General features: G+C 70.3%; 15 protein-coding genes. 10 read left to right on the top strand and 5 right to left on the bottom strand.

The genetic code is table 11. The features are described 5' to 3' along the window. The first annotated feature begins 193 nt into the window (after positions 1-193). From ACFVH0_RS18555 to pstB, 7 genes are all read left to right on the top strand, one after another. Positions 194-2,449 carry an RNA degradosome polyphosphate kinase gene (locus ACFVH0_RS18555; protein ID WP_385821406.1) on the top strand — a complete coding sequence of 752 codons (2,256 nt, stop codon included), beginning with the start codon at positions 194-196 and terminating at the stop codon, positions 2,447-2,449. Next, on the top strand, positions 2,436-3,431 hold the full coding sequence (locus tag ACFVH0_RS18550; protein WP_385821405.1) for a CHAD domain-containing protein: 996 nt from the start codon (positions 2,436-2,438) through the stop codon (positions 3,429-3,431). Before ACFVH0_RS18555 ends, ACFVH0_RS18550 begins: the two co-directional genes overlap by 14 nt. Continuing rightward, on the top strand, positions 3,428-3,877 hold the full coding sequence (locus tag ACFVH0_RS18545) for an NUDIX hydrolase (RefSeq protein WP_385821403.1): 450 nt from the start codon (positions 3,428-3,430) through the stop codon (positions 3,875-3,877). Before ACFVH0_RS18550 ends, ACFVH0_RS18545 begins: the two co-directional genes overlap by 4 nt. A gap of 305 nt (positions 3,878-4,182) precedes the next feature. Further along, entirely contained in the window at positions 4,183-5,319 is a 1,137-nt protein-coding gene (gene pstS, locus ACFVH0_RS18540) for a phosphate ABC transporter substrate-binding protein PstS (RefSeq protein WP_385821401.1), read from the top strand. A gap of 174 nt (positions 5,320-5,493) precedes the next feature. Then, positions 5,494-6,489 carry a phosphate ABC transporter permease subunit PstC gene (gene pstC / locus ACFVH0_RS18535; RefSeq protein WP_385821399.1) on the top strand — a complete coding sequence of 332 codons (996 nt, stop codon included), beginning with the start codon at positions 5,494-5,496 and terminating at the stop codon, positions 6,487-6,489. Next, on the top strand, positions 6,486-7,571 hold the full coding sequence (gene pstA, locus ACFVH0_RS18530) for a phosphate ABC transporter permease PstA (RefSeq protein ID WP_385821397.1): 1,086 nt from the start codon (positions 6,486-6,488) through the stop codon (positions 7,569-7,571). Before pstC ends, pstA begins: the two co-directional genes overlap by 4 nt. Positions 7,572-7,598: 27 nt before the next feature. After that, entirely contained in the window at positions 7,599-8,375 is a 777-nt protein-coding gene (gene pstB / locus ACFVH0_RS18525; RefSeq protein WP_266416316.1) for a phosphate ABC transporter ATP-binding protein PstB, read from the top strand. A 231-nt stretch (positions 8,376-8,606) separates the two neighbouring features. On the opposite strand, the gene ACFVH0_RS18520 is transcribed toward pstB, so the two are convergent. Beyond that, complete coding sequence (locus tag ACFVH0_RS18520; RefSeq protein WP_356083757.1) at positions 8,607-9,605, bottom strand: inorganic phosphate transporter; 999 nt, start codon at positions 9,603-9,605, stop codon at positions 8,607-8,609. A 5-nt stretch (positions 9,606-9,610) separates the two neighbouring features. Further along, the gene (locus ACFVH0_RS18515; RefSeq protein WP_072488031.1) at positions 9,611-10,231 is read right to left on the bottom strand and encodes a DUF47 domain-containing protein; all 621 of its coding nucleotides are present in this window, start codon (positions 10,229-10,231) and stop codon (positions 9,611-9,613) included. A 200-nt stretch (positions 10,232-10,431) separates the two neighbouring features. Between ACFVH0_RS18515 and ACFVH0_RS18510 the strand changes: the two genes are divergently transcribed. Beyond that, on the top strand, positions 10,432-10,782 hold the full coding sequence (locus ACFVH0_RS18510; RefSeq protein WP_124720102.1) for a metal-sensitive transcriptional regulator: 351 nt from the start codon (positions 10,432-10,434) through the stop codon (positions 10,780-10,782). 30 nt (positions 10,783-10,812) lie between these two features. Here ACFVH0_RS18510 and ACFVH0_RS18505 read toward each other — a convergent pair whose 3' ends face one another. Both ACFVH0_RS18505 and ACFVH0_RS18500 read right to left on the bottom strand, forming a co-directional pair. Further along, positions 10,813-11,007, bottom strand: coding sequence for a hypothetical protein (locus ACFVH0_RS18505; RefSeq protein ID WP_385821394.1), 195 nt, complete (start codon positions 11,005-11,007; stop codon positions 10,813-10,815). Between the two features lie 176 nt (positions 11,008-11,183). Then, positions 11,184-12,110: a hypothetical protein gene (locus ACFVH0_RS18500; protein ID WP_385821392.1), complete on the bottom strand. Its 927-nt coding sequence runs from the start codon at positions 12,108-12,110 to the stop codon at positions 11,184-11,186. Positions 12,111-12,243: 133 nt separating this feature from the next. Between ACFVH0_RS18500 and ACFVH0_RS18495 the strand changes: the two genes are divergently transcribed. Both ACFVH0_RS18495 and ACFVH0_RS18490 read left to right on the top strand, forming a co-directional pair. Next, complete coding sequence (locus ACFVH0_RS18495; RefSeq protein WP_385821390.1) at positions 12,244-12,432, top strand: hypothetical protein; 189 nt, start codon at positions 12,244-12,246, stop codon at positions 12,430-12,432. Between the two features lie 108 nt (positions 12,433-12,540). After that, entirely contained in the window at positions 12,541-14,154 is a 1,614-nt protein-coding gene (locus ACFVH0_RS18490; RefSeq protein ID WP_385821388.1) for an FAD-binding oxidoreductase, read from the top strand. 20 nt (positions 14,155-14,174) lie between these two features. On the opposite strand, the gene ACFVH0_RS18485 is transcribed toward ACFVH0_RS18490, so the two are convergent. Beyond that, entirely contained in the window at positions 14,175-14,906 is a 732-nt protein-coding gene (locus ACFVH0_RS18485) for a phosphatase PAP2 family protein (RefSeq protein ID WP_385821386.1), read from the bottom strand. Positions 14,907-14,971: the final 65 nt, after the last annotated feature.

Below are 14,971 nucleotides of genomic sequence, written 5' to 3'. Positions count from 1 at the left end.
CTGCACGTCATGTCGCCGTTACCAGCCATTCAGAAGCGCTTGCCACCCTTTCAGGATGCAGCCAGCCGTGCCGACCCCCCGCAACGGGAGAAATCCCGGCGGAGACCGCACGAACGACGTGAACCGCGCGTTCCCCGCGATCTCCGCACCCTCCGGCGCGCCCCTTGGGCCATCCGCGCGGAAGAATAGGGCCATGAGCCAGCAGCCCAGCTCCGAGGTACCGGTCCAGTCCACCGTGCAGCCGTCGGTCGGCTCACTCGCCGCGCACCGGCCGCACGCCGTCGCCACCGCCGCTTCCAACGGTGGCGCGCTGTCCACCGCCGCCGACCTGGATCCCGACATCGACGCCGACGTCGACGCGTACGAACCCGATGTCGACGGCGACGAGCTGCCACAGGGCCGCTTCCTGGACCGCGAGCGCAGTTGGCTCGCATTCAACGAACGTGTGCTCGAACTGGCCGAGGACCCGGCGACCCCCCTCCTCGAACGGGCTAATTTCCTCGCCATCTTCGCCTCGAACCTGGACGAGTTCTTCATGGTCCGGGTGGCCGGTCTGAAGCGCCGCATCGCCACCGGCGTCGCCACCCGCTCCGCCTCCGGACTCCAGCCCCGCGAGGTCCTGGACCTGATCTGGACCCGCTCGCGCGAACTCATGGCCCGGCACGCCGCCTGCTTCCAGCAGGACATCGCCCCCGCCCTGTCCGACGAGGGCATCCAGCTGATCCGCTGGCCGGAGCTGACCGAGAAGGAGCAGGCCCGCCTGTTCACCTTCTTCCGGCAGCGCGTCTTCCCCGTGCTGACACCGCTCGCCGTCGACCCGGCGCACCCCTTCCCGTACATCTCGGGGCTCTCGCTCAACCTCGCCGTCGTCGTGCGCAACCCGGTCAGCGGCCACCGTCACTTCGCCCGGGTCAAGGTGCCGCCGCTGCTGACCCGCTTCCTGGAGGCGTCGCCGCAGCGGTACGTGCCCATAGAGGACGTCATCGCGGCCCACCTCGAAGAGCTCTTCCCGGGCATGGAGGTCCTCGCCCACCACATGTTCCGGGTCACCAGGAACGAGGACCTGGAGGTCGAGGAGGACGACGCCGAGAACCTCCTCAAGGCCCTGGAGAAGGAGCTCATGCGGCGCCGCTTCGGCCCGCCGGTCCGGCTGGAGGTCGAGGAGTCCATCGACCCGTACGTGCTCGACCTGCTGGTCCGCGAGCTGAAGGTGTCCGACGCCGAGGTCTACCCGCTGCCCGGACCGCTCGACCTCACCGGGCTCTTCGGCATAGCCTCGCTGGACCGGCCCGAGCTGAAGTTCCCCAAGTTCATCGCCGGTACCCACCGCGACCTGGCCGAGGTCGAATCCGCCTCCGCGCCCGACATCTTCGCCGCGCTGCGCGAACGCGACGTGCTCCTGCACCACCCGTACGACTCCTTCTCCACCTCCGTACAGGCGTTCCTGGAGCAGGCCGCGGGCGACCCCGACGTCCTCGCCATCAAGCAGACCCTGTACCGGACCTCGGGCGACTCGCCGATAGTCGACGCGCTGATCGACGCCGCCGAGTCCGGCAAGCAGGTCCTGGTCCTCGTGGAGATCAAGGCCCGCTTCGACGAGCAGGCCAACATCAAGTGGGCGCGGAAGCTGGAGGAGTCCGGCTGCCACGTGGTCTACGGCCTCGTCGGCCTCAAGACCCACTGCAAGCTCTCGCTCGTCGTCCGGCAGGAGGGCGACACCCTGCGCCGCTACTCCCACGTGGGCACCGGCAACTACCACCCCAAGACCGCCAGGCTCTACGAGGACATCGGCCTGCTGACCGCGGACCCACAGGTCGGCGCGGACCTCTCCGACCTCTTCAACCGGCTCTCCGGCTACTCCCGCCGGGAGACCTACCGCCGGCTCCTGGTCGCCCCGAAATCCCTGCGGGACGGGCTGATCGCCCGGATCAACAAGGAGATCACCCACCAGCGGGCCGGGCGGACCGCCTATGTCCGCATCAAGGTCAACTCGATGGTCGACGAGGCGATCATCGACGCCTGCTACCGGGCCGCGATGGCCGGCGTGCCGGTGGACATCTGGGTACGCGGAATCTGCGCGATCCGCCCCGGTGTCGCCGGCCTCTCCGAGAACATCCGGGTCCGCTCGATACTGGGCCGCTTCCTCGAACACTCCCGGCTCTTCGCCTTCGGCAACGGCGGCGAACCCGAAGTGTGGTTCGGTAGCGCCGACATGATGCACCGCAATCTCGACCGCCGGATCGAAGCACTGGTCCGGGTCACCGACCCCGCCCACCGCGCCGCGCTCAGCCGTCTCCTGGAGACCGGCATGGCCGACACCACCTCCTCCTGGCACCTCGGTCCCGACGGGAACTGGACCCGGCACGCCACGGACGCGGACGGCCAGCCGCTGCGGCACGTACAGGAAATGCTCATTGACGCCCGGAGGCGCCGGCGTGCGACGCCATGACCACCAGACGACGCAGGCGGACCTTACGGCAGGCGCCGTACTCGCGCCCTACCTTCAGGACCAGGCCGCCGAATTCCTCCGCAGCCTGCGCCTGCACCGCGAGAACAGCGCCCCCACGGACGCCGGAAGCCACGGAGCCGAGGAGGCCGCCGGTGCGCTGCGCCGCTCCTCGCGCCGGATCGGCGGCACACTGCACACCTTCCGGGCGGCGCTGGACGCCACCTGGGCCGAGCAGCTCCGTACCGAACTGGCCTGGCTCTCCGGCACCCTGGCCAGAGAACACGCCTACGCGACCCGGCTGAACCGGCTCCTGGAAGCGCTGCACGCCCTGTCAGGCACCTCGCTGCCCACCGCCCGCAACGGGTCCGGCTCCGACGGCGCCACCGACAAGGAGCGCGCCGCCCTCGGCGTCGGCGCCGCCCGCGCCGGAGCGCTGCTCGACCGGCAGCTCACCCTCGCCCGCACCCGCGCCCACTCCGCGGCGCTCCAGGCGCTCGGCTCCTCCCGCTTCCACGCGGTGGCCGACGCCGTCGCGCTGCTCGCCTCGGAGGTCCCGCTCGCCCCGGCGGCCGCGGCCCCGGCCGAGGAGATGCTGCACGGGCCCGCCGACCGGGCCGAGCAGCAGCTGCTCGGCGCGGTGGCGGCGCTCCCGTCCGGCCAGGCGGCCGAGCCGTACAACGAGGCGCAGGACGCGCCCTGGCACCGCACCCGGCTGCTGCTCCGGCTGCACCGGTACGCCCACGAGGTGGTCCGGGGCATCCCGGACCCGGTCCTGGCCGCGCCGGGTCGCGCCCTCGATCTGCACCGGGACGCCTCGGAGGCGGCCGCGGCGGCGGCATCGGCGGCCCGTACGCCCCGCATCGCGCCGGCGACCGCGTACGCCCTGGGAGTGCTCCACGCCGACCAGCGCCACGAGGTGGAGGCGGCCCGCGGCGTGTTCCGGACGAGCTGGCCGTACGCCGCGGCCGTGATCGCGCCATGAGCGGGGCGGTGGGCGCCCGCGGCACCGAGCGCACCGTGGACCGGCCGGTGCTCGCCGCGGGGTGCGTGCTGTGGCGCCGGTCGGAGCACTCCGGCAAGCTGGAGATCTGTCTGGTCCACCGGCCGCGTTACGACGACTGGTCGCACCCCAAGGGCAAGTTGAAGCGCGGCGAACGGGCGCTGGACGCCGCCCTGCGCGAGGTCCTGGAGGAGACCGGTCACCACTGCGTCCCCGGCGCCCCCCTCCCCACCGTCCGCTACCTCGCGAACGGCCGCCCCAAGGAGGTCGCCTACTGGGCGGCCGAGGCGGCCGGCGGCTCCTTCGTGCCCTGCTCCGAGGTCGACCGGGTCAGCTGGCTCGCCCCGGAGGCGGCCCGTGCCCGGCTCAGCCAGGACCGCGACCGGGAGCTGCTCGACGCCCTGCTCGCGCTGCTGCCGGACCTCTGACCATGCCGAAGCCCGCCCTTCGCCGACTCCGGCCGCACCGGAGCCCCGACTCCGCCGAGCCTCCGGCCGCGCCGGAGAGACCCGGCCTTCCCGGACCGCCGACTCCGTAGAAGCTCTGACCAAGGGCGAGAACCGCACCGTCCTGCACGGTTCACCTTCCGTTCACTCTCCCCCGTAGGCCGCTTCACCTGTTCTGCCTAACTTCGGCAGTGCACGGTGCGCGGCGAAACGCCGGAGCACCCACAACAACGCACGCCGTCGTAGAACGAACAGACCTCGGCGGCTCCTGGAAGGAACACCCGAAAGTGAAGCTTCAGCGCAAGAACCGGCTTCGTGCCACCGCGCTCGGTGCCCTCGCCGTCTCCAGCGCCCTGGTCCTCACGGCGTGCGGTTCGGACGACAACAGCAGCGGCACGACCGGCGGGAACGGCGGGAAGACCAACGCCGCGTCGAACATCAAGTGCGACGACGCCAAGGGCCAGCTGCCCGCCTCCGGCTCCAGCGCGCAGAAGAACGCCATGGACCTCTGGGCCAAGAACTACATGGCCGGCTGCTCCGGCGTCGAGATCAACTACAAGTCCTCCTCCTCCGGCGAGGGCATCGTCGCCTTCAACCAGGGCACCGTCGGCTTCGCCGGTTCCGACTCGGCGCTGAAGCCCGAAGAGGTCGCCGACTCGAAGAAGATCTGCAAGGGCGGCCAGGGCATCAACCTCCCGATGGTCGGCGGCCCGATCGCCATCGGCTTCCACCTGGAGGGTGTCGACAGCCTCACGCTGGACGCCCCCACCCTCGCCAAGATCTTCGACGGCAAGATCAAGAAGTGGAACGACGGCGCGATCGCCAAGCTCAACACCGGCGCGAAGCTCCCGGACAAGCCGATCCAGGCCTTCCACCGCTCCGAGGACTCCGGCACCACGCAGAACCTCGGCAAGTACCTCGGCGCTGCCGCCCCGAGCGACTGGAAGTACGAGGCCGAGAAGAAGTGGCCGGCCCCCGGTGGCCAGGCCGCGTCCGGCTCCTCCGGTGTCGCCGCCCAGGTGAAGCAGGTCGACGGCTCGATCGGCTACTTCGAGCTCAGCTACGCCACCTCGCAGTCGATCTCCACCGTGGACATCAACACCGGCGGTTCCGCCCCGGTCAAGGCCACCTCGGAGAACGCCTCCAAGGCCATCGCCGCCGCCAAGATCAAGGGCACCGGCAAGGACCTGGCGCTGGACCTCGACTACACCACCAAGGCCGAGGGTGCCTACCCGATCGTCCTGGTGACGTACGAGATCGTCTGCGACAAGGGCAACAAGGCCGAGACCCTCTCCACGGTCAAGTCCTTCCTGAACTACACCGCCGGTGACGAGGGCCAGAAGCTCCTCACCGAGGCCGGCTACGCGCCGATCCCGGCCGAGATCAACGCCAAGGTCCGCGAGACCATCGCCTCCCTCTCGTAACCGGGACGGGCGAGCAACACCCGCAGCACCTTCAGCGACACCAGTAACACCAGCAGGACCAGCAACATCCGGCAGACCGGTCCGGTGCACCCCTCCGGACCGGTCAGCCACCATCCATCCGGTGCACCGCCGCCAGGGGAGCCAGACCGCTCCCCCACACAGACCGGAAAGACCATGGCTTCCACCACACCGATAGATTCGCCGCCGGCACCGCCGGTGGCGCGCAAGCGCGCCGGGACGAAGACCGGCCGCGTGGGCGACAAGATCTTCCTGGGCCTCTCCAGGGGCTCGGGCATTCTGCTGCTCGTGATCATGGCGTCGATCGCCGTGTTCCTGACCTACCGCGCCTCGCTCGCCATCTCCAAGGACGAGGGCAACTTCTTCACCACCCTCGACTGGAACCCGGCCGGCACCCCGCCGGAGTTCGGCATCGCGGTCCTCCTCTTCGGCACGGTCGTCAGCTCGATCATCGCGATGGCCATCGCCGTCCCGGTCGCTGTCGGCATCGCCCTGTTCATCTCGCACTACGCGCCGCGCAAGCTGGCCGCGCCCCTCGCGTACGTCGTCGACCTGCTCGCCGCGGTACCGAGCATCGTGTACGGCATCTGGGGCGCCCTCGTCCTGGTCCCGTACCTGGAGGGCCTGAACCTCTGGCTCGACCAGTTCTTCGGCTGGACGTACATCTTCGAGAAGACCGAGGTCGGCGTCGCCCGCTCGCTCTTCACCGTCGGCATCCTGCTCGCGATCATGATCCTGCCGATCGTGACCAGCGTCAGCCGCGAGGTCTTCCTCCAGGTCCCGAAGATGAACGAGGAGGCCGCCCTCGCCCTGGGCGCCACCCGCTGGGAAGTCATCCGCCTCTCGGTGCTCCCCTTCGGCCGCTCCGGCGTGATCTCCGCCTCGATGCTGGGCCTGGGCCGTGCGCTCGGCGAGACGATGGCCGTCGCAACGGTCCTGTCGCCGAGCTTCATCATCTCCGGGCACCTGCTCAACCCCGGCGGCGGCACCTTCGCCCAGAACATCGCCGCGAAGTTCGACGAGGCCGACGAGTTCGGGCGTGACGCCCTGATCGCCTCGGGCCTGGTGCTCTTCGTCCTCACCCTGCTGGTCAACGGCGCGGCCCGGATGATCATCGCCCGCCGCAAGGAATACTCGGGGGCCAACGCATGAGCCAGGCAGCCAACACCGGCATACAGGAACGCCCCGCCCCGACGGAGCCCGCCCGTCCGACCAGCCTGAGCAGCCGGGCACTGCCCCGCTGGGCCCCGTTCGCCTTCGCCGCGCTCGCGCTGGCGCTGGGCGTGGGCACCGGCGCCGCGGCCGGCTGGCAGAGCCGCACCCAGTGGGGCCTGTTCTCCGCCCTGCTCTTCGTCGTCATCTCGTACGTCACGACCTCGGTCGTCGAGAACCGGCGCCAGGCCAAGGACCGGCTCGCCACCAGCATCGTCTGGGTGTGCTTCCTGCTGGCCGTCGTGCCGCTCGCCTCGCTGCTGTGGACGACGATCAGCCGGGGCGCGGAGCGCCTGGACGGGTACTTCCTGACCCACTCGATGGCCGGCGTGCTCGGCTCCGAGCCGACCGGCGGTGTCTACCACGCGCTGATCGGGACGCTGGAGCAGGTCGGCATAGCCACCCTGATCTCCGCCCCGATAGGCATGCTGACCGCCGTCTACCTGGTGGAGTACGGCAAGGGCGCCCTGGCCAGGGCCGTGACCTTCTTCGTCGATGTCATGACGGGCATCCCGTCCATCGTCGCCGGTCTCTTCATCCTCTCGATCATGCTGATGACGAAGACCCAGCCGTCCGGCCTGATGGGTGCGCTGGCGCTCACGATCCTGATGATCCCGGTCGTGGTCCGCTCCACCGAGGAGATGCTCAAGCTCGTCCCGAACGAGCTCCGCGAGGCATCGCTCGCCCTCGGCGTCCCGAAGTGGCGCACCATCCTGAAGGTGGTCCTGCCGACCGCGATCGGCGGCATCACCACCGGTGTGATGCTCGCGATCGCCCGCATCGCCGGTGAGACCGCGCCGATCATGCTGCTGGTCTTCGGCAGCCAGCTGATCAACCCCAACCCGTTCCAGGGCGCACAGTCCTCGCTCCCCTTCTACATCTGGGAGCAGTACAGGGTCGGCACCGACCAGTCGTACGACCGTGCCTGGGCCGCCGCGCTGGTCCTGATCGCCTTCGTCATGATCCTCAATCTGGTGGCCCGCGGCATCGCCCGCTGGAAGGCCCCGAAGACCGGCCGCTGACGCGGCACGAAAGAAGCAGTGATTCAGATGGCCAAGCGCATCGACGTCAGCGGCCTGTCCGCCTACTACGGCTCCCACCTCGCCATCGAGGACATCTCGATGACCGTGGAGCCCCGCTCCGTGACCGCCTTCATCGGCCCGTCCGGCTGCGGAAAGTCCACCTTCCTGCGCACCCTGAACCGCATGCACGAGGTCACCCCCGGTGGCCGCGTCGAGGGCAAGGTGCTGCTGGACGACGAGAACCTGTACGGGGCGAACGTCGACCCGGTCACCGTGCGCCGCACGGTCGGCATGGTCTTCCAGCGTCCGAACCCGTTCCCGACCATGTCGATCTTCGACAACGTCGCGGCCGGCCTCAAGCTGAACGGCTCGTACAAGAAGAGCCAGCTGCCCGACATCGTCGAGAAGTCCCTGCGCGGCGCCAACCTCTGGAACGAGGTCAAGGACCGGCTGAACAAGCCCGGCTCCGGTCTCTCCGGCGGTCAGCAGCAGCGTCTGTGCATCGCCCGCGCGATCGCGGTCGAGCCGGACGTGCTGCTGATGGACGAGCCCTGCTCCGCGCTGGACCCGATCTCCACCCTCGCCATCGAGGACCTGATCGGCGAGCTGAAGGAGCGCTTCACGATCGTCATCGTGACGCACAACATGCAGCAGGCGGCCCGCGTCTCGGACCGCACGGCGTTCTTCAACCTCGCGGCGGTCGGCAAGCCCGGCAAGCTCGTGGAGATCGACGAGACGGAGCGCATCTTCTCCAACCCGTCCGTCCAGGCCACCGAGGACTACATCTCCGGACGCTTCGGATAGTCACCCGGCAACGGGGCCCGACCTGGGCCGGGGCGTGGGCGGTTACGCCCGGTGGTGGATCTCCACCGGCGAACCGTCTCCCCCTCCGGCGAACCGGCCTCGTCCTCAGACAGCCTTGAGGTGCTGCATGGCGGTGCCACCGCAAGGCGAAGGGGCCGCCCCCACTCCCCGCAGAGGGAGTGGGGGCGGCCCCGTTTCCGTACCGTCGCGGCCCGGTGGCCGCGCGACCCGTCAGCCGAAGAGCAGCACCACGACGCCGTAGCTCGCGGCGGCGACCAGGGCCGCGGCCGGCATCGTGATGAACCAGCCCAGGATGATGTTCTTGGCGACACCCCAGCGGACGGCGTTCACCCGCTTCGTGGCGCCCACACCCATGATCGCGGAGGTGATCACATGCGTCGTGGAGATCGGCGCGTGGAACAGGAACGCCGAGCCGAACATGATCGACGCGCCCGTCGTCTCCGCCGCGAACCCCTGCGGCGGGTCCAGCTCGATGATCTTCCGGCCGAGCGTGCGCATGATGCGCCAGCCACCGGCGTACGTACCGAGCGAGAGCATCAGCGCGCAGACCAGCTTCACCCAGACCGGGATCGGGTCGCTCGGGCTCTCGACATCGGCGATGACCAGCGCCATCACCACGATGCCCATGGTCTTCTGCGCGTCCTGGAGGCCGTGGCCGAGCGCCATGCCCGCGGCCGAGACCGTCTGTGCGATCCGGAAGCCGCGCTTGGCCTTGTGCGGGTTGGACTTCCGGAACATCCACATGATCGCGACCATCACCAGATAGCCGACGACCAGACCGATGACCGGCGAGACGAACATCGGGATGACGACCTTGTCAAGCACCCCGTCCCAGTGCACCAGCGTCCCGCCGGCCAGCGCCGCGCCGACCATGCCGCCGAACAGGGCGTGCGAGGACGAGGACGGCAGGCCGAAGTACCAGGTGACGAGGTTCCAGATGATCGCGCCGACGAGCGCGGCGAAGAGGATTCCCATCCCCTTGGCGCCCTCGGGCGTCGCGATCAGGCCCTCGCTGACGGTCTTGGCGACACCGCTGCCGAGGAACGCACCGGCCAGGTTCATCACCGCGGCCATCGCGAGCGCCGCGCGCGGGGTGAGCGCACGGGTGGAGACGGACGTGGCGATGGCGTTCGCCGAGTCGTGGAAGCCGTTCGTATACGTGAAGCCGAGCGCGACACCGATGGTCACGATCAGCGCAAAGGTGTCCACGTGGTTCAGGACTCCTTGACCGCGATGGTCTCCACCGTGTTGGCGACGTGCTCGAACGCGTCGGCCGCCTCTTCCAGCACGTCCACGATCTGCTTGAGCTTCAGCACCTCTATGGCGTCGTACTTGCCGTTGAAGAGATGAGCGAGCAGTTTGCGGTGGATCTGGTCGGCCTGGTTCTCCAGACGGTTGACCTCGATCCAGTACTCGGTGAGATTGTCCATCGTCCGCAGACCGGGCATCGCCTCGGCGGTCAGCTCGGCCGCCCGGGCCAGCACCTCGATCTGCTGGGCAATACCGTTGGGGAGTTCCTCGACCTGATAGAGCACGACCAGGTCGACGGCCTCCTCCATGAAGTCCATGATGTCGTCGAGCGACGACGCGAGGTTGTAAATGTCCTCACGGTCGAACGGCGTAATGAAAGAGGAGTTCAGCTGGTGGAAGATCGCGTGGGTGGCATCGTCCCCCGCGTGCTCCGCTGCCCGCATGCGCTCCGCGATCTCGACTCGGGAGGCAGAGTCCGCCCCGAGCAGTTCCATCAGGAGTTTCGAGCCCGTGACGATGTTGTCCGCGGATGCGGAGAACATGTCGTAGAAGCTCGTCTCCCTGGGGGTCAGACGAAAGCGCACGTGGGGTCCTCGGGGTGCTTTGGATTCGGTCAGGCTGATGCTAGGCGCATCATCCGGCCACGGCTAACCGGCGTTCTTCAGTGTCGCGCATCAGGCACGGTGATCAGCACGGGCCCCCGGTCACGTTTCAGATGAATTCGTTAGGATATACCCACCAGGGGTATATAAACGGCAGGGTAAAGGGAAAACGGGAGGCAGTAATGACCACCACCGAGGCCGCCGGGACCACCACGGAGACGGAATCCCCCGTCACCGACCACGACCGGGGCATACACGGTTATCACCACCAGAAGGCCGAACACCTCAAGCGGCTGCGCCGGATCGAGGGCCAGATCCGCGGCCTCCAGCGCATGGTCGACGAGGACGTCTACTGCATCGACATACTGACCCAGGTATCCGCGTCCACGAAGGCCCTCCAGTCCTTCGCCCTCCAGCTGCTGGAGGAGCACCTGCGGCACTGCGTCGCGGACGCGGCGGTCAAGGGCGGCGAGGAGATCGACGCCAAGGTCGAGGAAGCCACGAAGGCGATCGCCAGGCTGCTGCGCACCTGATGGCGGGGGTCTCGGGCCGCGGGGCCACGCTCACCCCCGGTGGTCGCCCTGCCGGGGGACGGTGGTCCGCTCGGTGATCACGTGGACGTCGAGCACCTCGTCGATGCGGTCCGCGCTGAGCCGTTCCCCGATCGCGGCCGACGCGGCGATCATCAGCTCGCCGCAGAGTTCGATCTCGGCGAGGGCCACATGATCGGATACGGTCCGCACGCTGAGCGTCACCACGTCACTCGCCTCTCACTGCCGTCGCCAACTTTCCGGTGCCCCTCCCGGCAAGCTTAGGGAGCGGACCGCACGCCACGCATGGCACGGACGGACCATTTCGCCGGTACCGGCATGCCTACTCACCGCCCGCACCCGCCCCCGAGCCCACTCCCGTACCGCACCCCTGCGCCGCTCGGCTACCGCTGCCGGATCTGCCCGGTGTAGATGTCACGGCCGTCCGGCAGCCGTACGGAGACCGGCACCCCGAACCCGAACAGCAGTGTGGTCGACACCACTTCCGCCGCCGGTCCCTCGTTGGCGAAGCCGAACCGGTGGCGCACCTTGCGCAGCCGCCCCTGCTCGTCGAGGTACGCGTCGAACGACACCGTGTCCCTGCTGAACCCTTTCGCTGCCGCGGCCAGCGCCCCGCGCGACCCGGGCGCGGCCTCGCGCGCGGCCAGCCCGATGTCCGCCGTCCCCCGGTAGTGCCGCACGGCGACCCCGGCGAGATCGGTCACCCCCATGTACGTCACCTGCCGCGCCCCGCGCAGCAGTTCGGCGGCGGCCATCGGATCGGTCACCCCACCGGTGACGAGGTTGCCGTCCTCCAGGGTCGTCGTGTCCACCCTGACCCATTTGTCGGCTGGCACTCCGGCGCCGCGGTTCATCATGTACAGCGCGCCGGGGGCCAGCAGTTCGGTGATGGGGCGGTGCTCGTCCTCACCGGCGGCGTCCTTGGGCAGTACGACGGTGAGCCGGCCGGTCCGGGTGCGGAAGTCGTACGTGCCCCGGCCCCGGATGGTCACCCGCGTCCCGCCGGCCGCGGTCTCCATCGACGTACGCACCTCGGCGGTCCCGGCGACGGTGCCGGAATCCGGGGCGGTGCCCGGGTCCGGGGTGGTGCCGGCCACCGCCGCCGTCCCGGTCCCGCTCACCGTCCCCGCGAGCACCGAGGCCGCGCGGCGGACCGCGTCGAGGGAGTCGGTCCCGCCCCGCTCGTCGGCCACGGCCCGGTCACCGCCACCGCCCGCCGAGCACCCGGCGGTCGCCGCCATCAGGCCCACCACGGCAAGGGCGCAGACAGCGCGCGCCCCGCCTTTGGAACTGTGCTGCCGCACCACCATCGCCTGCCAACCCCCAACGCCGTAACGCCTGCCCGAGAGGCCCGTCCGTTCCGCATAACGACGGCCCGTGTCCCCCGTCACGCCGCCCCCACCGGGCACACCGACGGGTGGCCGCGGCCAGTACCGTGGACGGGTGTATGACCGACGCACCGACGAGGTCCCGCCGACCGCCCCCACCCCCGCGTCCGCCGGGCACCGGCCCACGACCGTGGAACGCGGCTCCTTCTGCACCGCGCGCTGCACCTGTGGCTGGTCCGGCCCGGCCCGCCGGTCCAGAGACCGGGCACGTACGGACGCCGCGGAACACCTCACGGCACCTTGACCTCCCCCCGCCCTTCCGCCGTCCCCGATCTCTCCAGCCGATCCCCCCACGCCCGGCCTCCCCCGCCCACCGCCGGCCGGCCCATGAGTGCCAAGACTCGGAGATCCGATGAACCTGCCGCCCCCGCCCGCCCGGCGCACCCTGCTCACCGCGGGCGCCGCGGTACTCACCGGCGTCACCGCCACTGCCTGCAGCGGCACTTCCGGCGGCGACTCCACCGGCCCGTCCGACGCCTCCGGCACCTCGGGCGGCACGGACGCCTCCCCCGCCCCATCGGCTCCGTCGAGGACCGCCCCCACCGGGCCGGCGGACTTCTCCGCCCTGGCCGAGAGCCTCGACGGCAGCCTCGTACGGCCCCAGGACGCCTCCTATCCGACCGCCCGTCAGCTCTACAACACCCGCTTCGACGGCCTGAAGCCGGCGGCCGTCGCCTATGTGCGGCACGAGGCGGACATCCGCGAGTGCCTGGCCTTCGCCCGCCGCACGGGCACCCCGGTCTCCATCCGCAGCGGCGGTCACTCGTACGCGGGCTGGTCCAGCGGCAACGGGCGCCTCGTCCTCGACGTCTCGTCGCTCTCCCGCGTCGAGCGCGGCGGCACGATCGGCGCGGGCGCCAAGCTCATCGACGTCTACCAGGGCCTCGCCCGCAACGGTCTGACGATCCCCGGCGGCTCCTGCCCCACCGTCGGCATCTCCGGCCTCACCCTCGGCGGCGGCCACGGCGTCGCCTCCCGCGCGTACGGCCTGACCTGCGACAGCCTGACCGCGGCGACCCTCGTCACGGCCGACGGCAAGACCCTCACCGCGGACGCCAAGAACCACCCGGACCTCTTCTGGGCACTGCGCGGCGCGGGCAACGGCAACTTCGGCGTGGTCACCGAGCTGACGTTCCGCACCCGCCCGGTCCCGCAGACCGTCACCGCGTACATGTCGTGGCCGTGGTCACGTGCCCGGTCCGTCGTCTCGGCCTGGCAGGAGTGGGGCCCGGCCCAGCCCGACGAGATCTGGTCCTCCGCGCACCTCGACGCCGGGCCCGGGGGCGCCGCCCCGACCGTTTCGGTCGCCGCGTTCAGCCTCGGTACGTACGGCGATCTGCAGAACGCCGTCGACCTCCTCGCCGACCGGATCGGCGCCCCGGCCTCCTCCGTATCGCTGCGCCGGCGCAGCTACCAGGAGTCGATGCTCGTGTACGCGGGCTGCTCGGGCATCACCGACGCGCAGTGCCATCTGCCGGGGACGACGCCCGGCCGCACCACCCAGGGCACCCTCCAGCGCGAGACGTACGCCGCCGCGTCCGACTTCTACGACCGCTCGCTGTCCCCGGCGGGGGTGCAGGCCCTGCTCGACCGGGCCGAGGCGTTCGCCCGGATTCCGGTGACCGCGTCCGGGGGCAGCGGCTCGGTCGCGCTCACCGCGCTCGGCGGGGCGATCAACCGGGTCTCCCCGCAGTCGACGGCCTTCGTCCACCGGGGCTCGCGGATGCTCGCGCAGTACATCGCTTCCTGGAGCCCCGGCACGGCGGGCACCGCCCAGCAGGACTGGCTGAAAAACACTCATGCGGCGATGCGCCGGCACGCGTCCGGAGCGGCGTACCAGAACTACACCGACCCGGCGCTGACGGACTGGCGCCGGGCCTACTACGGTTCGGCGGCCGACCGCCTCGCCGGTCTGAAGAAGCAGTACGACCCGGAGCGCCTCTTCGCCTTCCCCCAGGCGCTCTAGCCAGGGGCGGGGCGGGTCTCCTACGCGGCGAGGTCCTTCTCGCCGTCGCCGCCGCCCGTGCCCGGCCTCGGCTCGGGGATTCCGAACGCCCCGGCCGGGGCCCCGGCCGCCGCCACCGGCACCGGCCGGCGCGACCGCACGAGCCGGCCGAACCGGTCCGACCGCGAGACCGCCGCCACCAGCGGGGTCAGCAGCATCATCGCCAACGGGGCGAGCAGCAGGGCGACCGCGGTGCCGAGGGCGAATCCGCCGACGACGTCGGTCGGGTAGTGGACGCCCATGTAGATCCGGCAGAAGCCCTCCAGGAGGGCGAGCGCGATCGCGGCGATGCCGAACTTCCGGTTGGCCACGAAGATCCCGACGGCCAGTGCCATCGCCATCGTGGCGTGGTCGCTGACGAAGGAGAAGTCGTTCTTCCCCGCCACCAGGACGTCCAGCCCCTGGTGGTCCTTGAACGGGCGGGGCCGGTGCACGAATCCGCGGATCGGGATGTTGATCAGCAGCGCGATCCCGGCGGCGAGCGGCGCCCAGACGATGCCGGCGACCGCCGTCACCGAGTCGTCGTCCGTGCCGCGCCGGCGCACGCTCCACCAGCACCACAGGACCACGAGGACCATGCCGAGCATGATTCCGTACTCACCGACGAACTCCATGACCCGGTCGAACCAGGTGGGAGCGGACTTCGCGAGCCCGTTGATGTCGTAGAGCAGGCTGACGTCGGGGTTCGACCCATCCAGTGCGAGTCCAGCCATCTGCTGCGGCCCCTTGCCTTGTCTGCTGCCGCGGGCACACCCATGTGCACCGCTTTGACGAACCC

It is taken from the genome of Streptomyces sp. NPDC127117 (assembly GCF_042677325.1).
In the GTDB taxonomy this organism is placed as follows: Bacteria; Actinomycetota; Actinomycetes; order Streptomycetales; family Streptomycetaceae; genus Streptomyces.
This window is presented reverse-complemented; position numbering and strand designations above follow the sequence as displayed.

Coding starts and splice junctions, on each gene's coding strand:
- ACFVH0_RS18555 (WP_385821406.1), top strand. CDS start 194: ATGAGCCAGCAGCCCAGCTCCGAGGTACCGGTCCAGTCCACCGTGCAG.
- ACFVH0_RS18545 (WP_385821403.1), top strand. CDS start 3,428: ATGAGCGGGGCGGTGGGCGCCCGCGGCACCGAGCGCACCGTGGACCGG.
- pstC (WP_385821399.1), top strand. CDS start 5,494: ATGGCTTCCACCACACCGATAGATTCGCCGCCGGCACCGCCGGTGGCG.
- pstA (WP_385821397.1), top strand. CDS start 6,486: ATGAGCCAGGCAGCCAACACCGGCATACAGGAACGCCCCGCCCCGACG.
- pstB (WP_266416316.1), top strand. CDS start 7,599: ATGGCCAAGCGCATCGACGTCAGCGGCCTGTCCGCCTACTACGGCTCC.
- ACFVH0_RS18510 (WP_124720102.1), top strand. CDS start 10,432: ATGACCACCACCGAGGCCGCCGGGACCACCACGGAGACGGAATCCCCC.
- ACFVH0_RS18500 (WP_385821392.1), bottom strand. CDS start 12,110: ATGGTGGTGCGGCAGCACAGTTCCAAAGGCGGGGCGCGCGCTGTCTGC.
- ACFVH0_RS18490 (WP_385821388.1), top strand. CDS start 12,541: ATGAACCTGCCGCCCCCGCCCGCCCGGCGCACCCTGCTCACCGCGGGC.
- ACFVH0_RS18485 (WP_385821386.1), bottom strand. CDS start 14,906: ATGGCTGGACTCGCACTGGATGGGTCGAACCCCGACGTCAGCCTGCTC.